This is a genomic window from Cryobacterium sp. TmT2-59 (assembly GCF_004403545.1).
GTDB lineage: Bacteria > Actinomycetota > Actinomycetes > Actinomycetales > Microbacteriaceae > Cryobacterium > Cryobacterium shii.
In genome coordinates, this window is the sequence record NZ_SOGM01000100.1 from 151433 (window position 1) to 174243 (window position 22811).

General features: G+C 68.7%; 19 protein-coding genes and 1 tRNA gene. 17 read left to right on the forward strand and 3 right to left on the reverse strand.

Annotated features, from left to right (window positions below):
* Nucleotides 1–98 precede the first annotated feature (98 nt).
* From E3T24_RS16225 to E3T24_RS16235, 3 genes are all read left to right on the forward strand, one after another.
* The gene (locus E3T24_RS16225; protein WP_198416034.1) at nucleotides 99–872 is read left to right on the forward strand and encodes a phosphate ABC transporter ATP-binding protein; all 774 of its coding nucleotides are present in this window, start codon (nucleotides 99–101) and stop codon (nucleotides 870–872) included.
* A gap of 38 nt (nucleotides 873–910) precedes the next feature.
* A complete protein-coding gene (locus E3T24_RS16230) occupies nucleotides 911–2446 on the forward strand; it encodes a CYTH and CHAD domain-containing protein (RefSeq protein ID WP_134366605.1) in 1536 nt (511 codons plus the stop codon).
* Nucleotides 2447–2553: 107 nt separating this feature from the next.
* Nucleotides 2554–3840: an HNH endonuclease signature motif containing protein gene (locus E3T24_RS16235; protein WP_134434868.1), complete on the forward strand. Its 1287-nt coding sequence runs from the start codon at nucleotides 2554–2556 to the stop codon at nucleotides 3838–3840.
* Between the two features lie 10 nt (nucleotides 3841–3850).
* Here the strand turns inward: E3T24_RS16235 and E3T24_RS16240 are convergent, their stop codons facing one another.
* The gene (locus E3T24_RS16240) at nucleotides 3851–4342 is read right to left on the reverse strand and encodes a MarR family transcriptional regulator (RefSeq protein ID WP_134365772.1); all 492 of its coding nucleotides are present in this window, start codon (nucleotides 4340–4342) and stop codon (nucleotides 3851–3853) included.
* Nucleotides 4343–4465: 123 nt separating this feature from the next.
* Between E3T24_RS16240 and E3T24_RS16245 the strand changes: the two genes are divergently transcribed.
* The 3 genes from E3T24_RS16245 (at nucleotide 4466) to E3T24_RS16255 (ending at nucleotide 7012) form a co-directional block, all read left to right on the forward strand.
* Nucleotides 4466–4537: transfer RNA gene (locus E3T24_RS16245), tRNA-Gln, on the forward strand.
* Between the two features lie 72 nt (nucleotides 4538–4609).
* The gene (gene glmU, locus E3T24_RS16250) at nucleotides 4610–6034 is read left to right on the forward strand and encodes a bifunctional UDP-N-acetylglucosamine diphosphorylase/glucosamine-1-phosphate N-acetyltransferase GlmU (RefSeq protein ID WP_134365773.1); all 1425 of its coding nucleotides are present in this window, start codon (nucleotides 4610–4612) and stop codon (nucleotides 6032–6034) included.
* Nucleotides 6035–7012: a ribose-phosphate diphosphokinase gene (locus E3T24_RS16255; protein WP_134365774.1), complete on the forward strand. Its 978-nt coding sequence runs from the start codon at nucleotides 6035–6037 to the stop codon at nucleotides 7010–7012.
* A gap of 126 nt (nucleotides 7013–7138) precedes the next feature.
* Here E3T24_RS16255 and E3T24_RS16260 read toward each other — a convergent pair whose 3' ends face one another.
* Together E3T24_RS16260 and gndA are read right to left on the reverse strand one after the other, a co-directional pair.
* Nucleotides 7139–7507 (reverse strand): hypothetical protein, encoded by a 369-nt coding sequence (locus E3T24_RS16260; RefSeq protein ID WP_134365775.1) that lies wholly within the window; start codon nucleotides 7505–7507, stop codon nucleotides 7139–7141.
* A 141-nt stretch (nucleotides 7508–7648) separates the two neighbouring features.
* Nucleotides 7649–9106, reverse strand: a complete 1458-nt coding sequence (gndA, locus tag E3T24_RS16265; RefSeq protein ID WP_134402571.1) for an NADP-dependent phosphogluconate dehydrogenase — start codon at nucleotides 9104–9106, stop codon at nucleotides 7649–7651.
* Nucleotides 9107–9439: 333 nt separating this feature from the next.
* Here gndA and E3T24_RS16270 point away from each other — a divergent pair, with 333 nt between their 5' ends.
* The 11 genes from E3T24_RS16270 (at nucleotide 9440) to E3T24_RS16320 (ending at nucleotide 22767) form a co-directional block, all read left to right on the forward strand.
* The gene (locus E3T24_RS16270) at nucleotides 9440–10060 is read left to right on the forward strand and encodes a 50S ribosomal protein L25/general stress protein Ctc (protein WP_134365777.1); all 621 of its coding nucleotides are present in this window, start codon (nucleotides 9440–9442) and stop codon (nucleotides 10058–10060) included.
* 38 nt (nucleotides 10061–10098) lie between these two features.
* Nucleotides 10099–10680, forward strand: a complete 582-nt coding sequence (gene pth, locus E3T24_RS16275; protein ID WP_134365778.1) for an aminoacyl-tRNA hydrolase — start codon at nucleotides 10099–10101, stop codon at nucleotides 10678–10680.
* A gap of 137 nt (nucleotides 10681–10817) precedes the next feature.
* Nucleotides 10818–14444 carry a transcription-repair coupling factor gene (gene mfd, locus E3T24_RS16280; protein ID WP_134365779.1) on the forward strand — a complete coding sequence of 1209 codons (3627 nt, stop codon included), beginning with the start codon at nucleotides 10818–10820 and terminating at the stop codon, nucleotides 14442–14444.
* Nucleotides 14445–14675: 231 nt separating this feature from the next.
* Nucleotides 14676–15434: a MazG family protein gene (locus tag E3T24_RS16285; protein WP_241975836.1), complete on the forward strand. Its 759-nt coding sequence runs from the start codon at nucleotides 14676–14678 to the stop codon at nucleotides 15432–15434.
* A 42-nt stretch (nucleotides 15435–15476) separates the two neighbouring features.
* Nucleotides 15477–16010 (forward strand): ferritin, encoded by a 534-nt coding sequence (locus tag E3T24_RS16290; RefSeq protein ID WP_134365780.1) that lies wholly within the window; start codon nucleotides 15477–15479, stop codon nucleotides 16008–16010.
* Between the two features lie 134 nt (nucleotides 16011–16144).
* The gene (gene hisS / locus E3T24_RS16295; RefSeq protein WP_134402573.1) at nucleotides 16145–17401 is read left to right on the forward strand and encodes a histidine--tRNA ligase; all 1257 of its coding nucleotides are present in this window, start codon (nucleotides 16145–16147) and stop codon (nucleotides 17399–17401) included.
* 105 nt (nucleotides 17402–17506) lie between these two features.
* Nucleotides 17507–18787: a phosphopyruvate hydratase gene (gene eno, locus E3T24_RS16300; protein WP_134365782.1), complete on the forward strand. Its 1281-nt coding sequence runs from the start codon at nucleotides 17507–17509 to the stop codon at nucleotides 18785–18787.
* A 125-nt stretch (nucleotides 18788–18912) separates the two neighbouring features.
* Complete coding sequence (locus E3T24_RS16305; protein ID WP_134365783.1) at nucleotides 18913–19401, forward strand: septum formation initiator family protein; 489 nt, start codon at nucleotides 18913–18915, stop codon at nucleotides 19399–19401.
* Nucleotides 19398–19919, forward strand: a complete 522-nt coding sequence (locus tag E3T24_RS16310; RefSeq protein ID WP_134365784.1) for a DUF501 domain-containing protein — start codon at nucleotides 19398–19400, stop codon at nucleotides 19917–19919. The genes E3T24_RS16305 and E3T24_RS16310 overlap by 4 nt, the downstream gene beginning before the upstream one ends.
* Entirely contained in the window at nucleotides 19889–21196 is a 1308-nt protein-coding gene (locus E3T24_RS16315) for a S8 family serine peptidase (RefSeq protein ID WP_338144994.1), read from the forward strand. The genes E3T24_RS16310 and E3T24_RS16315 overlap by 31 nt, the downstream gene beginning before the upstream one ends.
* 38 nt (nucleotides 21197–21234) lie before the next feature.
* Nucleotides 21235–22767: an NAD(P)/FAD-dependent oxidoreductase gene (locus E3T24_RS16320; protein WP_134365785.1), complete on the forward strand. Its 1533-nt coding sequence runs from the start codon at nucleotides 21235–21237 to the stop codon at nucleotides 22765–22767.
* Nucleotides 22768–22811 lie beyond the last annotated feature (44 nt).

The following is a 22811-nucleotide window of genomic DNA, read 5'->3' on the forward strand; positions in this document are numbered from 1 at the left end:
GGACGAGTCGCCTGTCCGTGCCGTGGCGTAAACGCCCGGCGGGCAAGGACCTGTCCCTGAACGCTTCCGGCCCTTCGGCCGTGCGGGATCCTGGCCCGTTGGCCACTCTGGAGGGCCGAAATGTGTCGGCCTGGTTCGGCGAACGCCAGGTGCTCGACCGGGTCAGCCTCACCATGCCCGCCGGAATCATCACCTCGCTGATCGGCCCCTCCGGCTGCGGCAAATCGACGTTCCTGCGCATCCTGAACCGTATGCACGAGCTGGTGCCCTCGGCGAGCCTGGCCGGCGAGGTGCTCCTCGACGGCGAGGACATCTACGACCCCGAACGCAAGCTGGTTGACGCCCGCAAGCACATCGGGATGGTGTTCCAGAAGCCCAACCCGTTCCCGGCAATGTCGATCTACGACAACGTCGTGGCCGGACTGACCCTCACCGGGCGGCGTGCCTCCGTTGACGAGAAGGACTTCCTCGTCGAGAGCTGCCTTACCAAAGCCGGCCTGTGGAAGGAGGTGCGCGACCGGCTGCGCGCCCCGGGCAGTGGCCTTTCGGGCGGGCAGCAGCAGCGCCTCTGCATTGCCCGCTCCCTCGCCGTCACCCCGCGGATCCTCCTGATGGACGAGCCATGCTCGGCCCTCGATCCCACCTCAACCCGCGTCATTGAGGAGACGATGCTCGAGCTGGCCCGCGAGGTCACCATCGTCATCGTGACCCACAACATGCAGCAGGCACAGCGGGTCTCCCAGAACTGCGCGTTTTTCCTCGCTGCCCAGGGGGCTCCCGGCGGGATCGTCGAGCACGGGCCCACCGACGCGATGTTTGGCAACCCGATCGACAGCCGCACGGCCGATTACGTCAACGGCCGGTTCGGGTAGTCCGGTATCAAGGCCCGGTGGGCGCACTAGAATTGATCATGACTTCCGATGGCTTTGCCGAGATCGAGCGCAAATTCGACGTCAATGCGGCCACCGTGCTGCCCGCCCTGCACGACCTCCCGGGCGTCACCCACGTCGAGCCGCCGGTCGAGCATGACCTCGACGCCCTGTACTACGACACCGACGACCTTGCCCTCGCGAACCGGCGGATGACGCTGCGCCGTCGCACCGGGGGAGACGACGCCGGCTGGCACCTCAAGTTGCCCGTGTCCGTCGACGAGCGCCGCGAAATGCGTGAGCCGCTGGGCAGCGACCCGGCGCAAATCCCGGAGCCTATTCTCAACCTGGTCAGGGTCTTCTTGCGTGGACGGGTGCTGGTGCCGGTGGTGCGCCTGCACACCCGCCGCGTCGTGCACCTCCTGGTCGGCAAGAACGAGCGGGTGCTCGCCGAGGTCTGTGACGACGAAGTGGAGGCCGAGCGGTTCGGCACCGGGGCCGGTGGTGCAGATGCGTTCCAGCAGAGCTGGCGCGAGTGGGAAGTCGAGCTCGTCAACGGCTCGAGGGCGCTGTTGGACGCAGCCCAGGAGCGGTTGTCTTCGGTCGGCGTCGAGCCGGCGACGAGCCCGTCCAAGCTCGCCCGGGCCCTGGGCGACCGGGCCCCCGTGCTCGGGGCGCCCGTCTCGTTCCGGCCGACCCGCAAGAGTTCGACCCGAACCGTGCTGCTCGCCTACCTGCACGAACAGGTCGAAGCCATCAGCGCGCAGGATGCTCGGGTGCGTGAGAACGACGTCGAGGCGGTGCACCGGATGCGGGTGGCCACCCGGCGCCTGCGCTCAGCCCTGGCCACCTACCGCGACTTCTTGGACACCGATGTCACGGCGCCGCTGCGCGTCGAACTGCGCTGGATCGCCGGGGTCCTCGGCGGGGCCAGGGACGCGCAGGTGATCCAGCAGCGCCTTGCGCACCGGCTGGCCGAGGAGCCGGAGAACCTCGTGGCCGGACCGGTGGTACAGCGCGTCGACGGCCACTTCGGCACGGTCATTCGTGCCGCCCGGGGCGATGCCCTGGCGGCGCTGAACTCCGACCGGTACTTCCGGCTGCTCGACAGCCTGGACGCGCTGCTGGCGTCACCGCCGCTGCTCCCGGACGCCGCTAAGCGCGCGGACCGGGTCATCCCCACGCTGATCCGGGCCGATTGGAAGAGGCTGCGGGCATCCGTGCGCACCGCTCGACTGACCCCCGCCGGTACCGCCCGGGACGCGGCGTTGCACGAGGCGCGGAAGCGGGCCAAGCGGCTGCGGTACGCGGCCGAGACGGCCGCCCCGCTGCGTCGCCGCCGCGCCACGCGGCTGGTGGCCGCCGCACGTCAGGTGCAGGACACGCTCGGCGACCACCAGGACAGCGTCGTCGCCCGCGGCGTGCTACTCAACCTCGGCATGGCCGCATTCCTGCACAGCGAGAACGCGTTCACCTATGGGCGGCTGCACGCCGTGGAACAGACCGGTGCCGCAGCGACCGAGGCGCGGTTCTTCCGTTCCTGGGCGGACTTCCCCTCCGCCTCCCTGAAAAAGTAGCCGGTCCCGGCGCGGATTCACTCCTCCACAATGCCTGTTTGATCAGGTTATCCACAGTGTGCACGGATGCCGGGGGAGTGTCGGTGGCCGCCTCTAGCGTGGTCCTCATGAAGCCGTCAGTGTTCGAAGAGCGAGAGGCCATGGGCCGGCATTTCGACGCGATCGCGGAGGCCGAGCGGGACATCGCCGCGGCCTTCGCCCGGCGGGCCGAACGGGTCGAGGATGCCCGCCGATTCGGGCAGGCCATCGCCCACCACAATGCCCGGGTGCCGGGTGCGCGGCGAGACGCACGTGAGGTCGCCGAACGGGAGTTCTCGAGCGAGCTGGCCTGCACGATCCGGGTGCCGCAGCGCACCGCGGAGAACCTGGTCGCCGAGAGCCGGGCCCTGGCCCAGGAACTCCCGGCGACCCGGGCGGCGCTGGCGGCGGGCGAGATCAGCTATCGGCACGCGCAGGTGGTGGTCAATCAGGCCTGGTCGGTGCCCGCGGAAGGGCGGGTGAAATTCGAAGCGGCCGTGTTGAAATCGGCGGGCACGCTGACCGCGTCGAAGCTGAAGTACAACGCCCGGATTCTGCGGGAGCGGTGGCACCCGGAGACGATCAAGGCCCGGCATCAGAAGTCGGTGAAGGATCGGGCGGTGTTCTTCGAGCCCGAGCCGGACGGGATGGCGTCGCTCACCTTCTACGCCAGCGCGGAGAAGGCGCAGGCCGCGTACGAACGGGTGACGCTGATGGCCCTGAGCCTGCAGTGCAAGGAGGAGGAACGAACCCTGACCCAGTTGAAGGCGGACGTGTTCGAGGATCTCATCCTCGACGGGGTGACGCCGTCGGGACTCGGCAAGGGGATCCGCGGTTCGGTGAACATCACGGTCCCGGTGTTCAGTCTGATGGGTCTCAACGACGAACCGGCCCATCTGGAGGGTTACGGCCCGATCGACGCGGACACCGCGCGGCGGATCGCGGCTGGGGCGCCGAGCTTCACCCGGCTTCTGGTGCATCCGGAGACCGGGGTGGTGCTCTCGGTCGGCCGGGACCGGTACAAGGTGCCCAAAGACCTCAAGAAGTACCTGCGGGTGAGGGACGAGATCTGCCGGCTCCCCGGCTGCAACCGGTCGGCGGCGCATGCCGACCTTGACCATTCGCTGGACTGGCAGTTCAACGGTTTGACCACCGAGGACAACCTCGCTCACCTGTGTCCGCCGTGCCACGCGCTGAAAAGCGAGACCCGGTGGACGGTGAAACACCTGGAGGCCGGCACCCTGAGGTGGACCTCGCCGAGCGGGCGCGCATTCGTGACCGAGCCGGCCACCTGCATCCGTGCAGTGGTGCCGGAACCGCCGCCGCCCGAGGCGGAGACTCTGTCACGGCCCGCGCCTTCAGAGACCGGCTTCTGAGCCTCGATTCTCAGTCGAAGTCGAGGCTGAGCTTGCGCAGGAGGGAGGCGAGGTTCGCCTGATCGGCCGGGGTCAGGGTGGAGAGCAGTTCGGCCTCGGCGTCGACTAGCCGGGTGATGGCGGCATCCACCCGGGTGAGGCCGGCCGGGTTCATCCCGACGAAGATGCCCCGCCTGTCATTGGGGTCCGTGCGGCGGGTGACCAGTCCGCGTTCGACCAGGCGGTCGATCCGGTTCGTCATCGTGCCGCTGGAGACCAGCGTCTGCTGCAGCAGCGCCTTGGGGCTCAGTTCGTAGGGCTCGCCCGCGCGGCGCAGCGCCGAGAGCACGTCGAACTCCCACGAGTCCAGTTCCGAGCGGGAGAAGGCGGTGCGGCGGGCGCGGTCCAGATGCTTGGCGAGACGGCCCACCCGGGAGAGCACCTGCAAGGGGGCGAAATCGAGGTCGGGCCGTTCGCGCAACCAGGCGTCAACGATTCGGTCGACTTCGTCATGTACGGGCATCCGTCTATTATCCCGGTCGGCCGTGCAAACCGGGATGTTCGGTGGGTCTTCGGGCACCCGGCGCGGTGTTCGGCTTGATATCTGGCAGACTTGTCACCGTTGGTCGGCCCTCGGTCGGCGAATTCCGCCGTGGTGTAATGGCAGCACGACAGCCTTTGGAGCTGTTAGGTCTAGGTTCGAGTCCTGGCGGCGGAGCATTGCTGCAGACAAAGCGGCGCCATTCCCCGGTCTTCCCCGGCCGGCCAGACCGAAGCTTGAGGAAAAAACGTGACTGACCCCAGACTCGCCATCGTCGTGCTGGCCGCCGGCCAGGGCACCCGAATGAAGTCCAGCACCCCGAAGTTGCTGCACCAGCTCGCCGGGCTCCCCATTCTGAGCCACGTCCTGGCGACATCCCAGGCGCTGGATGCCGCGCACGTGGTCACGGTCGTGCGCCACGAACGCGACCAGGTGGCCGCTCTCGTGCAGTCCGACCTGCCGGAGAGCCTGATCGTCGACCAGGACGACCTGCCCGGCACCGGCCGGGCCGTTGAGCAGGCCGTGGACGCCCTCCCGGGGGACTTCGACGGCGACGTCCTCGTCGTCAGCGGCGACGTCCCGCTGCTCAATGCCGCCACGCTGGCCAGCTTCGTCAGCGCGCACCGTGAACGCGACGTCTCGGCCACCGTGCTCTCCTCCTTCCCGGATGACGCCGCCGGCTACGGCCGCATCGTGCGCTCGGAGGAAGGCGCTTTCGACCGCATCGTCGAGCAGAAGGACGCGACCAGCGAGGAACGCGCCATCACCGAGACCAACGCCGGGGTCTACGTTTTCCGGTTGAAGGAACTGCGCGACCAGCTCGCCAATGTCACCACCGAGAACGCGCAGGGTGAGAAGTACCTCACCGACGTGATCGGCCTGCTGCGCCAGTCCGGCTCAGAGGTGCGCGCCGTGCCCGTGGCGGACGCCTGGCTGGTGGCCGGCATCAACGACCGCGCCCAGCTCGCCGAGACGGCGCGCCAGCTCAACGGCCTCATCGTCTACGGCTGGCAGCTGGCCGGCGTGACCGTTCAGGACCCGGCCACGACCTGGATCGACCTCAAGGCGAAGCTGGCACCGGATGTCACCATCCGGCCGGGCACGCAGATTCTCGGCTCCACCGTGATCGAGACCGGCGCCGTGGTCGGCCCGGACACCACCCTCGTCGACTGTGAAATCGGCGAGAACGCGGTCGTCAAGCGCACGGATGCGACGCTCGCCGTGATCGGCGCGGGCGCATCCGTCGGCCCGTTCGCGTACCTGCGCCCGGGAACGATTCTGGGCGCCGACGGCAAGATCGGCACGTTCGTCGAGACCAAGAACGCGACCATAGGCATGGGCAGCAAGGTGCCGCACCTGAGCTATGTCGGCGATGCCACGATCGGCGTGCAGTCGAACGTCGGGGCCGGCACGATCTTCGCCAACTACGACGGCGTGAACAAGAACCACAGTGAGATCGGGTCCCACGTGCGCACCGGGTCGCACAACGTGTTCGTCGCGCCGATTAGGATTGGGGACGGAGCATACACGGGAGCCGGCACCATCGTCCGCAAGGACGTGCCGGCCGGGGCTTTGGCCCTCACCGTGGCCCCACAACGCAATATGGACGGCTGGGTACAGACCAACCGCCCAGGAACCGACGCGGCGGCGGCTGCGGCAAAGAGCGGAGACTAGGTGTCTGGAATCAAGACCAGCGGCGAGAAGCGACTTGTATTGGTTTCGGGGCGAGCACACCCCCAACTGGCACTGGACATCGCCACGGAACTTGGTACCGAACTCGTTCACACCGACGCCCGAACCTTCGCGAACGGCGAGATCTACGCCCGCTTCGATGAGAGCGTGCGCGGCTCCGACACCTTCGTGATCCAGTCGCACACCAACCCGATCAACGAGTGGCTGATGGAACAGCTGATCATGGTCGACGCACTCAAGCGGGCATCCGCCAAGCGCATCACGGTGGTTGCACCGTTCTACCCCTACGCCCGCCAGGACAAGAAGGGCCGCGGCCGCGAGCCGATCTCGGCCCGGCTGATCGCGGACCTGTTCAAGGTCGCCGGCGCCGACCGGATCATGGCCGTCGACCTGCACGCCGCCCAGATCCAGGGCTTCTTCGACGGCCCCGTCGACCACCTCTTCGCCATGCCCGTGCTGCTCGAGCACTTCAAGGAGAAGCTCGACCCGGCCACCCTCACGGTCGTCTCGCCGGACATGGGGCGCGTGCGCGTCGCCGACATCTGGAGCGACAAGCTCGGCGCGCCGCTGGCCATCATCCACAAGCGCCGCGACCCGAAGGTCGCCAACCGGGTGTCCGTGCACGAGATCGTGGGCCAGGTCGAGGGCCGCGTCTGCCTGATCGTCGACGACATGATCGACACCGGACGCACCATCGTGCTCGCGGCCGAGGCCCTGCGCGCCGCCGGAGCGATCGGCGTCGTCGTCGCGGCGACCCATGCCGTGTTCAGCCACCCGGCGCTGGAGCTGCTGCAGAACCCGGCGATCTCCGAGGTCGTCGTCACCGATACCCTGCCGATCCCCGAGGAGAAGCGCTTCCCCACGCTCACCGTCCTGCCGATCGCCCCGCTGCTGGCACGCGCCATCCACGAGGTGTTCGACGAGGGTTCCGTCACGTCGATGTTTGAGGGCGCCGCGTAGGCCCCGTTTTCGCTGAGTGGACTCTGGCCGGTCGTTGACGGATGTCGACGGCCGGCCAGAGGTCTGTCCGGGCCCGGTCAGGGGCAGGAGCTCAGAGAACGAGCTGGAGCACGATCGTGACCGGGTCTAGGCCGGTACGACCGTCTCCGGCGCCCGCGGTGCCGCCGGGATGATGCCGAGCGGGATGACGTAGGTCTCGCGCTCGTTGATGTCGATCGCGTAGCACTGCCAGCCGAAGCCTCCCGGCCCGGTCAGGTCGAAGCGCGCGTCCGAGCCGACGGCGACGGGGTAGTAGCGGGCCGTGGCGACACTGCACGCGTTGGCGGCGGTTCTCGACGCGATCTGCACGGTCGTCAGGATGCCCGGCACGATCAGGGCCACCAGCCCGAGCACGACGACGATGCGCATCAGGGCCATGGTGCGCCGGCTGCGCAGGGGCCGCGCGGCATCCTGCGGCTCGTAGCCGGAGAGTTCGGGGTGGTCGTCGCTCGTCATCAGGCTCCCAGTATCGCAAACCCGGCTCCTGATCGCGCGAAGAACCAATTCGACGGAGCTTCTGCTCTAAAACCCGCGTTGCGGAGCGAAAGTGGCCATTTTCGGCAAAATCTCCGTCGAATTCGTTAGTCGACGTCGTGACTAGTGCGAGGAACCCTCGGTCGCGATCTCGGTGCGGTCGCCCGACCACAGCGTGTGGAACGTGCCCGGCATGTCCACCCGCTTATAGGTGTGCGCGCCGAAGAAGTCACGCTGGCCCTGCACGAGGGCGGCGGGAAGCCGTTCGCTGGCGAGCGAGTCGAAGTAGCTGAGCGCCGAGGCGAACCCGGGAACCGGGATACCGGACAGCGCGGCCGTGGACACCACTCGGCGCCACGCCGACTCGCCGTCGGCGACGGCCTGGGCGAAGTACGGGTCGACGAGCAGGGACGTGATCGACGGGTCGTTGGCGTACGCGTCAACGATGCGGTTCAGGAACTGGGCCCGGATGATGCAGCCGCCGCGCCAGATCGTGGCGATGGCGCCCTTGTCGACGGTCCAGCCGTACTTGACCGCACCGGCGATGATCGCGTCGAAGCCCTGCGCGTACGCGACGACCTTCGACGCGTACAGCGCCTGGCGCACGTCGTCCTGGAAAGTGTGGCCGACGACGGCGATCTCCGGGCGGGCGGTGATGGCGGCGCGCACGGGGACGCGCTGCTCCGGGTGGCTGGACACGGCGCGGGCGAAGACGGCCTCGGCGATGCCGCCGACGGGCACGCCCAAATCGAGCGCGTTCTGCACGGTCCAGACGCCGGTGCCCTTGGAACCGGCCTCGTCGAGCACGATGTCGATGAACGGCAGGCCGGTCTTCGCGTCCACCTGGCGCAGCACCTCGGCGGTGATCTCGATCAGGTAGCTCTCGAGGTCGCCCTGGTTCCACTCGGTGAACACATCGGCGATGGCGGCGGGGGAGTGCCCGGTCACCTTCCGCAGCAGGTCGTACGCCTCGGCGATGAGCTGCATATCGGCGTATTCGATGCCGTTGTGGATCATCTTGACGAAGTGACCGGCGCCATCCGTGCCGATGTGGGTGACGCAGGGCACGCCGTCGACGACGGCCGCGATCGACTCGAGGATGGGGCCGAGGGTCTTGTACGCCTCCACCGATCCGCCGGGCATGATGCTGGGCCCCTTGAGGGCGCCCTCCTCGCCGCCCGAGATGCCGGCGCCGACGAAGTTCACGCCGGTGGCGCGCACATCCTTCTCGCGGCGAATCGTGTCCTGGAAGTCGGCGTTGCCGCCGTCGACGATGATGTCGCCGGGTTCGAACAGGGCGGTCAGCTGGCTGATCACGGCATCCGTGCCCGTGCCGGCCTGCACCATGATGATCGCGGTGCGCGGCTTCTGCAGCGAGGCGACGAAATCCTCGATCGTCTCCGAGGCCACGAAACCGGCCTCGGGGTGCTCGGTGGTGAGGAGGCGGGTGCGCTCGGGGGAGCGGTTGTACACCGCGACCGTGTTGCCCGCACGGCTGGCCAGGTTGCGGGCGAGGTTCGAGCCCATCACCGCCAGTCCTACTACGCCAATGTTTGCCTGTGCTGCGCCGGTTTCGGCCACGTTTCCTCCTTCAGCTACTTGTTCTCAAATCTTTTTCAAGGTTAGCCGGTCGCCGCGAACCGGTGCGGGGAGTGACCGGGGCGCCCCGGTACGGATGCCGCGGGCCGGGTTCGCGGGACTCCCGCGCCTCCGCTAGACTTACGAATTGAACTTCGGCGAGGGCTGCCGCACGACCGGGAAACCGGCTGCGCGGCATCCGTTATCGACGCGGCGGAATGCTTTACGGCCTTTCCTCACGCTGACACGCGTTCGAGTTGAATCACACCCCCACTCTTCACCGGCCCCGGCCCGTGAACCAGATCTGGGCCGTAGCGGTCCGCAAGGAGAAACACCATGGCTGACGCCACCAACAAGATTGTCGCCGACCTGCGCGTGAAGTTCGGCAAGGGCGCGGCCCGCAAGCTGCGCGTGCTGGGCAAGATCCCCGCCGTCATGTACGGCCACGGCACCACCCCGGTCCACGTCGCGCTCCCCGCGCACCAGATCGGACTGCTGCTGCGCCGCGCGAACGCCGTCCTCGAGCTGGAGATCGACGGCAAGAGCCACCTGACCCTGGTCAAGGACGTTCAGAAGGATCCCTTCCTGCAGATCATCGAGCACCTCGACCTCATCGTCATCCGCAAGGGTGAGAAGGTCCAGGTCGAGGTTTCCGTGCACGTGACCGGCGAGCCGGCTCCCGGAATGGTCGCCGATCTGGACACCAAGACCCTGCTGCTCGAGGTCGAGGCCATCAACATCCCGCAGAACCTCCCGCTCTCCATCGAGGGCCTCGAGGACGGCGCGCAGATTCACGCGAAGGACGTCGAGATCCCCGAGGGTGCCACGCTCATCTCCGACGAAGACGCCGTCGTCGTGTCCGTGCACCTGCCGGTCCTCGAGGAAGAAGAGGAAGAGGAAGAAGAAGAGGGTACCGAGGGCGCCGAGGGCGAAGCCGAGGCCGCTCCCGCCGAGTAGTCATCCCCTTCTGGTTTCGTCGTAAGCGGAGGATTCCCCTGGACGAGAATCTCTGGCTCGTAGTCGGGCTCGGTAACCCCGGGCCCGACTACGCCGGAAACCGGCATAACGTCGGCCACATGGTGGTCGACGTGCTTGCCGATCGGCTCCAGAGCAGATTTCGGGGCCACAAGACCAATTCGGCCGTCGCCGAGGGACGCAGTTTCCCCGGCGGCCCGAAGCTTGTGCTCGCCAAACCGAATACGTTCATGAACGTGTCCGGCGGGCCCGTCGCGGCGCTGCTGCGCTTCTATTCCCTGCAGCCGTCCCACCTGATCGTCGTGCACGACGACCTCGACCTTCCCTTCGACACCCTGAAGATCAAGGTCGGCGGCGGCCACGGCGGCCACAACGGGTTGCGGGACATCATCGCCGCCACGGGAACGAACGACTTCGTGCGCATCCGGGCCGGCATCGGTCGTCCTCCCGGCCGGCAGCCCGCGGCCGATTTCGTGCTGCACGACTTCGCCTCGACCGAACGCGCCAACCTGCCCATCCTGCTCACGGATGCCGCCGACGCGATCGAGCTGATCGCCGCGGAGGGCGTCGTCGCCGCCCAGCAGAAGGTGCACGCGCCCTGACCGGCCCCGGATAGTTCCCGTTCCGGTCGAGAGTGACCGGCAGAACGGGCACTCTCGACCGGAACGGGAACAGCCGCGGCTCCCGGGTGGCCCGGATACCCCGGGCGGCGCTCAGCCGGGTTGCGTAGACTCGTCTGGTGACTCTTCAGGGCTTAATTGCCACACTTTCGCGCGCCTCCACATTCGACAACGCCCTCGCCTTCGCGAACCGGGACGTTGATTTTTCCCTCACCGAGGGCCTTCGCGCGCCCCTGGTCGCGGCGCTGCTCGAGCAGCGCGTGCGGCTGGACAAGGCGCCTGCCCTGCTCGTGATCACCGCCACCGGCCGTGAGTCCGAGTCGCTGCACGAGAACCTGGCCTGCTTCGCCGCCGACGCGGAGATCATCGACTTCCCGGCCTGGGAGACCCTCCCGCACGAACGGCTCAGTCCCAGCGCCGAAATCGTCGGAAAGCGCCTGCACGCCCTGCGACGGATGCGGGAGTGGGAGGAGAGCGACGCGGCCACCCGGCACCCCCTGGTCGTGATCGCTTCGGTGCGCGCCGCGCTGCAGCCGGTAGCGGACAACCTCACCGACTACGAGCCGATCGACCTGAGCGTCGGCCAGCGCGGCCACGACCTGAGCGCGATCGCGCTGCAGCTCGTCAACGTCGCCTACGCGCGGGTGGACATGGTCACCCGGCGCGGCGAATTCGCCGTGCGCGGCGGCATCCTCGACGTCTTCCCGCCGGTGGCCCCGCACCCCTACCGGGTCGAGTTCTTCGGCGACGAGGTCGAACAGATCCGGGCGTTCTCGGTGGCCGACCAGCGTTCCCTGCCCGACCCGGTCGCGTCGGTCAGCCTGCCGCCGAGCCGCGAACTGCTGCTCAGCCCCGCCGTGCGCCAGCGCGCCCGGGAGATGCAGCACGAGTTCCCGAGCCTGTCCGGCCTGCTCGCCAAGATCGCGGAGGGCATCCCGGTCGAGGGCATGGAGAGCCTCGCCCCGGCCCTGGTTGACCGGCTCGTGCCGATCACCCACTACCTCCCCAGGGAGGCGGCCGTGGCCGTCATCTCGCCCGAGCGGGTCGCGTCGCGGGCGATCAGCCTGGCCGAGACCAACCGGGAGTTCCTCGGGGCAGCCTGGAGCGCCGCGACCGCCGGCGCCGAGGCGCCGATCGACCTTGAATCGGGTGACTTCCTCACCCTCGGCCGGCTCCGCGAATCGGTGAAGTTCAGCGCGCCGGGCGCCCCGGCCTCCGCGCACGTGTGGTGGACCCTCAGTTCCTTCCAGGCGGCGCCGACGGATGCCCCGGTGCTGCCCGAACACCGCGAAATCGACGACCTGCTCACCGTGCGGGTCGAGGGTGACGCCGTTCCGAGCTTCCAAGGCAGCGTGGAGGGTGCCGTCGGCCACCTCGCCGAACGGCTGAAGGCGGGCTGGACCGTGGGCATCGTCGCCCAGGGTGCCGGGCTAGTCGAACGCGCCGCGGACGTCCTGGCCGAACACGAACTCCCGGCCCGGTCGGTCGCGGAGTGGCCCGCCGACCCCGAACCCGGCATCGCGTACCTGCTGAAGGCATCCGTCGATCACGGTTTCGAACTGCCGGAGACCAAATTCGCGCTGGTCAGCGAATCCGAGTTCTACGGCCGCACCGTCGGCTACGACGCCCGTCAGGTGAAGAAGCTCGCCAGCCGGCGCAAAAACGTCGTCGACCCGCTGCAGCTGAAGGCCGGGGACCACGTCGTGCACCAGACGCACGGTATCGGCCGGTTCATCGAACTCACCCAGCGCGAGGTGTCCAGCGGCGGGCGCAACCCGGTGAAGACCAAGCGCGAATACCTCGTGCTCGAGTACGCCCCCTCCAAGCGCGGTCACCCGGGCGACAAACTGTTCGTGCCCACCGACCAGCTCGACCTGGTCAGCCGTTACGTCGGCGGCGAGGCGCCCGCGCTGAGCAAGATGGGCGGCAGCGACTGGTCCGCCGCGAAGACCAAGGCGCGCCGTGCCGTGCGGGACATCGCCGTGGAGCTGGTCAAGCTCTACTCGGCACGGATGGCCAGCAAGGGTCACGCTTTCGGACCGGACACCCCCTGGCAGCGCGAGCTGGAGGAGGCGTTCCCGTTCGCGGAGACGCCCGACCAGCTCACCACCATCGACGAGGTCAAGGCCGACATGGAACGGCCCATCCCGATGGACCGGCTGCTCTCCGGCGACGTCGGCTTCGGCAAGACCGAGGTGGCCGTGCGCGCCGCGTTCAAAGCCATCCAGGACGGCAAGCAGGTCGTGATGCTCGTGCCGACGACCCTGCTCGTTCGCCAGCACATGGAGACGTTCCAGGAGCGTTTCGCCGGGTTCCCGGTGCACCTGCGCGCCCTGAGCCGGTTCCAGACCGAGAAGGAATCCCGGGAGACCATCGCCGGGATGCTCGACGGAACTGTCGACCTGGTCATCGGGACGCACCGGCTCCTGTCCGACTCCATCGTGTTCAAGGACCTCGGCCTCGTCATCATCGACGAGGAGCAGCGCTTCGGAGTGGAGCACAAGGACGCGCTGAAGAAGCTCAAGACCAACGTGGACATCCTCGCGATGAGCGCCACGCCCATCCCGCGCACCCTCGAGATGGCGGTCACCGGCATCCGGGAGATGTCGACCCTGGCCACCCCGCCGGAGGACCGGCACCCGATCCTCACATTCGTCGGCCCGTACTCCGACCGCCAGGTGGCCGCGGCCATCCGGCGCGAGCTGCTGCGGGAGGGACAGATCTTCGTCGTGCACAACCGGGTATCGAGCATCAACAGGGTCGCCGCCCAGTTGGCCGAGCTGGTGCCGGAGGCCCGGATCGCGGTCGCCCACGGCCAGCTGCCGGAGGCCCAGCTCGAGCAGGTCGTCGTGGATTTCTGGGAGCGCAAGTTCGACCTGCTCGTCTCGACCACGATCATCGAGACCGGCCTCGACATCGCCAATGCGAACACGATCATCATCGACCGGGCCGACAAGTTCGGGCTCAGCCAGCTGCACCAGCTGCGCGGGCGGGTCGGCCGCGGCCGCGAGCGCGCCTACGCCTACTTCCTCTACGACGAGAACAAGCCCCTGACCGAGATCGCGCACGACCGGCTGGCCACGATCGCGGCGAACAACGAGCTGGGCGCCGGCATGCAGGTCGCGCTGAAAGACCTTGAGATCCGCGGCGCCGGCAACCTGCTCGGCGGCGAACAGGCCGGCCACATCGCCGGCGTTGGCTTCGACCTCTACCTGCGGATGATCGGGGAAGCCGTCAGCACGTTCCGCGGCGACGTCGCCGCGGGGCAGACCGAGCTGCGGCTGGAGCTGCCCGTCGACGCGCACATCCCCGAGGACTACGTCGACAGCGAGCGGCTGCGCCTGGAGGCCTACCAGAAGCTCTCGGCGGCCAGCGCCCCCACGGCCGCGAAGGACCAGATCGATCTGGTGCTGGACGAGCTCACCGACCGTTACGGCGAGCCGCCGCAGCCGGTGCAGAACCTGGTCCTGGTGTCCCGGTTGCGCTGGCTGGCCCAGCAGGCCGGCCTGGGCGAGGTCGTGGCGATGGGGTCGAACCTGCGGGTGTCGCCGGCGAACCTCGCCGACTCGATGCAGGTGCGCCTGCAACGGATGTACCCGGGCTCGCGCTACTTCACCCAGAACGGGTCGATGACGGTGCCCATGCCGCGCATCAACGGCGAACCGCTGGGCGACGCCGCGCTGATCGCGTGGGCCGGGTCGCTGCTGGACGCGCTCTTCCCCCGCCCCGTGGACACGGTCGCCTAACCCGAGGTCACCTGCCCGCCCCGGTGGCCCACCCCGGCCGAGCCGGCCCGAACGAATTCGACGGAGATATTGCTCGGATCGGCCCTCAACGTTCTCCCAGAGCGGTTTTAACGGAGATTCTCCGTCGAATTGGTTCAGCGCGGCCCGTGGTCCGGCGTTCGGGGCGTCCGGCCGGGACACGGGCGGGTTCAGGCCTCTGTTCCGGCAAGTCGAGGCGATTAGAGTTGTCGCGTGACCCCTTCAGGAATGCCCACAGGACCAGAAGGCGCATCGAGCCTGGACGAGCTCGTGCGCGTGGTCGCCCATCTGCGCGCGCCCGGCGGCTGCCCCTGGGACGGGGAGCAGACCCACGAGTCCCTCGTGCAGTACCTGATCGAGGAGAGCCACGAACTGATCGAGGCGATCGAATCCGGCACCCGGGAGGAGCTGCTCGAGGAACTCGGCGACGTGCTGTACCAGGTGATCTTCCACGCCGACCTCGCGGCGCACACGCGCGGCGAAGACTTCGACATCCAGGATGTCGCGGCGCACATGACCGCAAAGATGGTGGGGCGCCATCCGCACGTCTTCGGGGACGCCACCCTCGAGACGGCCGCCGACGTCTCCCTCGCCTGGGACGACTTCAAGGCCGCAGAGAAACCGCACCGCACCAGCGTGCTCGACGGGATCCCGCAGGGGATGCCCGCGCTCGCGCTCGCGGACAAGGTGCTGGGGCGCGCGCAGAAGATCGGGCTGCTCGGCAGCGAGGCGGCCTTCCCGCTGCCGATGGAAAGCGAGGACGAACTCGGGCCGCTCCTGCTCGCGATCGTCGCGGCGGCGAAGGCCAACGGGCTCGACTCCGAGCGTGCCCTGCGCAGCGCCCTCCGGGGGCTGCAGGACGAGATCCGCGCCGCCGAAGCCGAGAGCGCCGGTGCGGGCTCCGGCTCCGACGTGTCCGGATCCGATTTCTCCGACGCCGGAATCATCGGCCTGCCCGCTGCGCCTGACTGAGCAGACCTGCCGGATCCCTCGATCCGCGGGTACCGTCAGAGCATGATCCAGTCCACTTTCAACGAGCTTCTCTCCGCCCAGATCGGCAACGAATTCGCCGCCTCGCAGCAGTATCTCGCGATCGCGGTGTGGTTCGACAACCAGGCTCTGCCCCGGCTGGCCGCCCACTTCTACGCCCGGTCGATCGAAGAGCGCAACCACGCCATGATGCTCGTGCAGTACCGCCTCGACCGGGGCCTGGGCGTCGTCATCCCCGGCATTCCCGCCGTGCGGAACGACTTCACTCTCGTGATCGAGCCGATCGCACTCGCGCTCGCTCAGGAGAAGCAGGTCACCGCGCAGATCGAGGCCCTGTTCCGAGCGGCCCGGGCCGACGGCGACGCGCTCGGCGAGCAGGCGATGCTCTGGTTCCTCAAGGAACAGGTGGAAGAGGTGGCATCGATGTCCACCCTGCTGACCATCGCCCAGAGGGCCGGCGACAACCCCTTCGACATCGAGGACCACATCGCCCGGGAGACCGTGACCGGCGCTCCGGCCGACACCGACGCCCCCGCCGCGGCGGGCGGCGCGCTCTAGCCTTCGTCCACCGTCCTCGCTTGCGCCGAGATGGCCCGGTGCGGTGGCGATTCTCGGCCGAAACAGCGACGGTGGGCGCACAGGAGGCGTTGCCGGGCCCGGGCGGCGAGGCCGGAACTGACACAATTGGGGCTATGGCAACACCAGTGACCCCACCCCGCGGCATGCGCGACTTCCTCCCGGCCGACAAAGCCTCCCGGGAGCACGCCCTGGCCGTGATCCGGCACAGCTTCACCGCGCACGGCTTCGACGAGATCGAGACCCCGGTGATGGAGGACTCCGCCCGGCTGCACTCCGGCCTCGGCGGCGACAACGAGAAACTCGCCTTCGCGGTGATGAAGCGCGGCCTCAAGCCCACGGATGTCGCGGCCGCCGCCGAATCCGGCGACCTGCTCGCGCTGGCCGACCTGGGCCTCCGATTCGACCTCACCGTGCCCCTGGCCCGGTTCTACGCCACCCACCGCTCGGAACTGCCGACCGTGTTCCGCTCGATCCAGATCGCGCCGGTCTGGCGGGCCGAACGGCCGCAGAAGGGTCGCTACCGCCAGTTCGTGCAGTGCGACATCGACATCATCGGCGAGGCCGGCATGCTCGCCGAGATCGAGCTGATCACCGCCACCAGCGCCGCGCTCGACGCGCTCGGCCTGACCGGCTGCTCGATCCGCATCAACGACCGCCGCATTCTCGCTGCCCTGCTCGCGCACTGGAACGTTCCGGCGGACCTGAGCGAGCGCGCCCTGATCACCATCGACAAGCTGGACAAGATCGGCGTCGACGGCGTCGTCGCCGAACTGGGCAGCCTGGGCCTTGTCACCGCCGGAATCGCCGAGACGCTGACCGCTCTCGGGGACGCCGGCTGGGACGCGGCCGAGCCGGTCGCCCCGGCCTGGCTCGATCAGGATGCCTACGGCGACCTGCTCGCCCTCCGTGCCGCGATGCCGGGGGTGCGACTCGACTTCGACCCCACCCTCGTGCGCGGGATGGGGTACTACACCGGCACCATCTTCGAGATCTCGCACCCCACGCTCGGGTACTCGCTCGGCGGCGGCGGCCGGTACGACGGCATGATCGGCCGCTTCCTCGGCACCGATGTGCCCGCCTGCGGCTTCTCGATCGGCTTCGAGCGCATCGTCGACCTGCTCGGTGCGGACGCGGCATCCGTGGAGACGTCGGTCGTCCTGGTGTACGACAAGGGAACAGACCCGGCCCGGCTGGTGGCGCTCAAGCAAACCCTGGTCGCCGAGGGCCTCCGGGTGCGCCTGGAACAGCGCACGAAGAACGTGAAGGCCCTGCTGGAACGCGCGGCTGCCGGCGGTTACGGGCGTTACGCCTTCGTCGCCGCGGCAACCGAGGACGTGGCGGCGCTGGACTTTCGTCCACTCGCCGGCTGAGCCCAGTCGCTAGACTGTTATTGGATTGGAATACGGCGCTGTTTTCCCTGATCCCTCCAGACCAACACCCCAACAATTAAAAAACATAGGAAACAGGAGATAGCTGTGGCTCTCATTGAGGCAGTAGTAGCACGCGAGATTCTTGACTCCCGAGGCAACCCGACCGTCGAGGTCGAGGTATTGCTTGATGACGGTTCGGTCAGCCGCGCCGCCGTTCCGTCCGGCGCATCGACTGGTGCGTTCGAGGCTTACGAGCTGCACGACGGCGACAAGTCACGTTATTTGGGCAAGGGCGTGCTGAAGGCCGTTGACGCCGTCATCGACGAGCTCGGCCCGGCAGTCGAGGACCTCGACGCCAGCGACCAGCGCATCGTCGACGCCGTCCTGAACGAGACCGACGGCACCGACAACAAGCACCGCGTCGGCGCCAACGCCATCCTCGGCGTCAGCCTGGCAGTCGCCAAGGCCGCCGCCACCTCGGCCGGCCTGCCCCTGTTCCGCTACCTCGGTGGCCCGAACGCGCACACCCTTCCGGTCCCGATGATGAACATCATCAACGGCGGCTCCCACGCCGACAACGACGTGGACATCCAGGAATTCATGGTCGTACCGCTCGGCGCCGAGTCCTTCGCCGAGGGCCTCCGCTGGGGCACCGAGACCTACCACGCCCTCAAGGCGCTGCTCAAGTCCAAGGGCCTCTCCACCGGCCTCGGCGACGAGGGTGGCTTCGCCCCCAACCTGCCGAGCAACCGCGCGGCCCTCGACCTGATCGTCGAAGCCATCCAGAACGCCGGCTACACCCCCGGCAAGGACATCGGGCTTGCGCTCGACTGCGCCGCCTCCGAGTTCTACAAGGACGGCGTCTACCACTTCGAGGGCAAGGAACTCACCGCCCAGGAGCTGTCCGCGTACTACGTCGAGCTCGTCGCGGCCTACCCGCTCGTCTCGATCGAAGACCCGCTCGAGGAGGACGACTGGGACGGCTACGTGCACCTCACCGCCGAACTCGGCGACAAGGTCCAGATCGTCGGAGACGACCTGTTCGTGACCAACCCGGTGCGTCTGGCCAAGGGCCTGGCCCTCGGCACGGCGAACTCGATCCTGGTCAAGGTCAACCAGATCGGCACCCTCACCGAGACGCTCGACGCGGTTTCCCTCGCCCAGCGTGCCGGTTACACCACCGTCATCTCCCACCGCTCCGGTGAGACCGAAGACACCTTCATCGCCGACCTCGCGGTCGCGACGGATGCCGGCCAGATCAAGACCGGAGCGCCTGCTCGCAGCGAGCGCGTCGCAAAGTACAATCAGCTTCTGAGGATTGAAGAAGAGCTGGGCGAGGCCGCAGTGTACGCGGGCCGTTCCGCTTTCCCGCGGTTCAAGGCGTAGTCTGCCCGGAGCTCTCGAAGCGCGGGTTGATCCCCGCGCTTCGAGAGCTCCATTTTTTTGTCCCACTGCAATTAGGGTTCCAGTGCGGGGCCGCCCCGCACCCGGAGTCAGCGAAAGGAGTTGCCATGGCCAGGAAACGCGCCGAACGGCGGCCCGTCGCGCTCGCCTCCACGGACAACTTCGCAGACACCATCGCCGGCAACTGGCTGCACGGCCTCCGGCTGTCCGGGTTCTCGCTCGTGATGATGGGTCTGCTGATCATGGCCGTCATCGTGCTCGCGCCGGGCATCCGCACCTACGCCGACCAGAGGCAGCAGATCGACCGGCTGACGGCCGCCGTCACCCAGCAGCAGGGTGACGTGGAACAGCTCAAGTCCGAACGCGAGCGGTGGAACGACCGCACCTACGTCACCACCCAGGCCCGCGACCGGCTGTCCTATGTGCTGCCCGGCGACGTCAGCTTCCTCGTCATCAACGACCTGGCCCTGCCCGTCGCCGGCGAGGCGGCCGTCCCGGTCGCCAGCCCCACCATCCAAACCACCAACGTCGATTGGCTGTCCTCCATGTTCGCCTCCGCAATGACGGCCGGCCTGGCACCCGAGGCCGCACAGTGACCCGGCCTCCCTTCGCGCCGGTCACCGCCGCCGACATCATGATTGTGTCGGCCCAGTTGGGCCGGCCCGCCCGCGACGTCATCGGCATCCCCGCGCGCTGTGTCTGCGGCGCCCCGACCGTCGTCGCCACCGCGCCCCGGCTGGCCGACGGTACGCCGTTCCCGACCCTGTACTACCTGACCCATCCCGCCGCCACCGCGGCCCTCTCGTTCCTCGAGGCCACCCAGGTGATGAACGAGTACAACCAGCTGCTGGCCGACGACGCCGAAGTGCGCGCCCGGTACCGCCGCGCCCACGACAGCTTCCTGGCCGACCGGGAGACCGTCGGCACGGTGCCCGAGATCGCCGGGATCTCCTCCGGCGGCATGCCCGACCGGGTCAAGTGCCTGCACGCGCTGGCCGCCCATGCGCTGGCGGCCGGACCCGGCACCAACCCGATCGGTGACCTGGCCCTGGCCCGGGCGGCCTGGATGCCGGACGTCTGCGAGTGCCTGGACTATTCGTCGGCCGACGAGTGAGGGCGGCCTGGCGGCGCATCGGCCTGGCCGTCGGCCTCTGCCTCACCGTGTCGGTGGGCGGGGCGGCCCTGGCCCCGGCGGTGCCCGCCTTCGCTGAGAACACGCAGGTGCGCGACCTGGAGTACTGGCTGAACGACTACGGGTTCACCGAGGCCTGGAAGACGACCCGCGGCGCCGGCGTGAAGGTGGCCGTGATCGACACCGGCGTCGACGCCGGCGTCGCCGAACTGGCCGGCGCCGTCGTCGGCGGCACGGATGTCTCCGGCCTCGGCTCCGCCAACGGTCAGACTCCGATCGGAGACGGCAGCGAGCACGGCACCCTGGTGGCGTCCCTGCTGGCCGGCCGTGGCACGGGCGCCAATTCCGGGGTCATGGGAGTCGCGCCCGAGGCCTCGATCCTCGCCGTCTCGGTGGCGTTCGGCACCACCGGAGCGACCCTCAGCAACGACGACCAGATCGCCGCCGGCATCCGCTGGGCCGTCGACAACGGGGCCGACGTCATCAATATGTCGCTCACCCGCAACACGCTGGACTGGCCGCCGAGCTGGGATGACGCGTTCCTCTACGCCTTCGAACACGACGTCGTCGTCGTGGCCGCAGCCGGGAACCGGGGCAGCGGCACCACCGAGGTCGGCGCCCCCGCGACGATCCCCGGGGTGCTGACGGTCGCGGGCGTCGACCGCAGCAAGGGCGCGAGCTTCGACGCGTCCTCGCAGGGCATCACCATCTCCGTCGCCGCGCCGAGCGAGCAGCTCGTCGGGGTGGTTCCCGGTGGAGGGTACGTGCAGTGGAACGGCACCAGCGCGGCCGCTCCCATCGTCTCCGGCCTGGTTGCGCTCGTACGCGCCGCCTATCCCCGGCTCGACGCGGCCGGGGTCATGAACCGGGTCATCGCCACGGCGAACCCGAACGGGCACTCGGTGCCCAGCCCGATCTACGGCAACGGCCTGATCGACGCCGCGGCGGCCGTCACTGCATCCGTGCCGACCGGGACGACGGCGGAACCGGCGGCCCTGCTGGAGGAATGGATCCGGGTGCACCGCCGCGCGGACACCGAGCTGGCGCCCGCGCCGCAGCCCACCGCGCAGGCGCCCGTCGCGCCGGCGGAGGACCCCGCTCTGCCCGGCGCCAGCGTCGTCGCCGCGTGGCTGCCCAGCCCGCTCACCGTCACCTATATCAGCGTGCCGCTCATGGTGCTGGTCGGGTTTGGTACTCTAGTAACGCTGTTCGGCATCGGGGCCACTCGGCACATCAAGCGAATACGATCAAAACGGTAAGTTTTCGCGCATCCAAACAATGTAGGAGGACTTCCATCGTGCCCAGAATTTTGATTGTCGGTGGCGGCTACGCGGGTTTCTACACCGCTTGGAAGCTCGAGAAGTGGCTGCGCGCCGGCGAGGCCGAGGTCACCATGGTCGACCCCCTCCCGTACATGACGTACCAGCCGTTCCTGCCCGAGGTCGCCGCCGGTTCCATCGAGGCGCGGCACGCCGTCGTGGCGCACCGCCGCCACCTCAAAAAGACGAACGTGCTCACGGCCAAGGTCACGCACATCGACCACGCCACGAAGACGGCGACCATCACGCCGCCGATCGGCGAGCCGTGGGAATTCGTCTATGACATCGTCGTCGTCACGGCGGGCGCCGTCTCCCGCACCTTCCCGATCCCGGGCGTCGCCGACCAGGCCATCGGCCTGAAGACCATCGAGGAAGCCGTCGCCATCCGCGACCGCGTGCTCACCAACTTCGACAAGGCAGCACTGCTTCCCGCCGGTCCCGAGCGCGACCGCCTGCTCACCTTCGTCGTCATCGGCGGTGGCTTCGCCGGCATCGAGGTGTTCGCCGAGCTGCGCTCCTTCGCCACCTCGCTGCTGAAGTCGTACCCGCAGATCGGTTTCGACGACACCCACTTCCACCTGATCGAGGCCATGGGGCGCATCATGCCCGAGGTTTCGCTGAAGACGAGCCTCTGGGTGATCAAGGACCTCGATCAGCGCGGCGCGCAGATCCACCTCAACACGCAGCTGACCAGCGCGGTCGACGGCAAGATCGAACTCTCCACCGGAGAGAGCTTCGAAACCGACCTGATCGTCTGGACCGCGGGCGTCATGGCCAACCCGGCCGTCGTGCGCCACACCGACCTCCCGATCGAGGAGCGCGGCCGCCTGCAGGTGCGCCCCGACCTGCGCGTCGGCACCGAGGACGAGATCATCGCCGACGCCTGGGGCGCCGGCGACATCACCGCCGTGCCCGACCTCAGCGGCGGGGGAGTGGGCGGCTTCTGCGTGCCCAACGCCCAGCACGCGGTCCGCCAGGGCAAGCTCCTCGCGAAGAACATCGTCGCGGTGCTGCGAGGCGAAGGCCCCAAGGAATACCTGCACAAGAACCTCGGCGCCGTCGCCGGCCTCGGGATCGGCACCGGCGTGTTCCAGTCCGGCAAGTTCGCGATGACGGGTCTGCTGGCCTGGTTCGCGCACCGCGGCTACCACGGCCTGGCCATGCCGAGCTGGGAGCGCAAGCTGCGCGTCGTCTGGGGCTGGGTGAACAACTTCTTCCTCGGCCGCGACATCGTCTCCCTGGCCGCGCTGGAGCACCCGCGCGCCGCGTTCGAGGAGTTCGCCTCCCGTCCGAAGCCGGCCTCCGACGCCGCAGCTCCGGCAAAGGCCCCGGCCTCCGCTGCCGCTGCCGCGAAGTCCAGCACCACGGTGCCGGCGACCAAGGCCGCGCCGACCGCGCCGACCGCGCGGACTCCCCGCGCGCCGCGGAAGACCGCGGCGAAGCCGGCGGCGACGACCGCCGTCGCAACGGATGCTGCCGTCGCCGACGCGGAGACCGTCGCCGCCAAGTAACACCGGAGGCTCCGGCAGCACCTACGCTTGAAGCGTTCGGGAAA

What these genes read in the sequence shown, in the direction of transcription:
- E3T24_RS16230 (WP_134366605.1), top strand. Translation starts at nt 911, where the DNA reads ATGACTTCCGATGGCTTTGCCGAGATCGAGCGCAAATTCGACGTCAAT.
- E3T24_RS16235 (WP_134434868.1), top strand. Translation starts at nt 2,554, where the DNA reads ATGAAGCCGTCAGTGTTCGAAGAGCGAGAGGCCATGGGCCGGCATTTC.
- E3T24_RS16240 (WP_134365772.1), bottom strand. Translation starts at nt 4,342, where the DNA reads ATGCCCGTACATGACGAAGTCGACCGAATCGTTGACGCCTGGTTGCGC.
- E3T24_RS16260 (WP_134365775.1), bottom strand. Translation starts at nt 7,507, where the DNA reads ATGACGAGCGACGACCACCCCGAACTCTCCGGCTACGAGCCGCAGGAT.
- E3T24_RS16270 (WP_134365777.1), top strand. Translation starts at nt 9,440, where the DNA reads ATGGCTGACGCCACCAACAAGATTGTCGCCGACCTGCGCGTGAAGTTC.
- E3T24_RS16290 (WP_134365780.1), top strand. Translation starts at nt 15,477, where the DNA reads ATGATCCAGTCCACTTTCAACGAGCTTCTCTCCGCCCAGATCGGCAAC.
- hisS (WP_134402573.1), top strand. Translation starts at nt 16,145, where the DNA reads ATGGCAACACCAGTGACCCCACCCCGCGGCATGCGCGACTTCCTCCCG.
- E3T24_RS16305 (WP_134365783.1), top strand. Translation starts at nt 18,913, where the DNA reads ATGGCCAGGAAACGCGCCGAACGGCGGCCCGTCGCGCTCGCCTCCACG.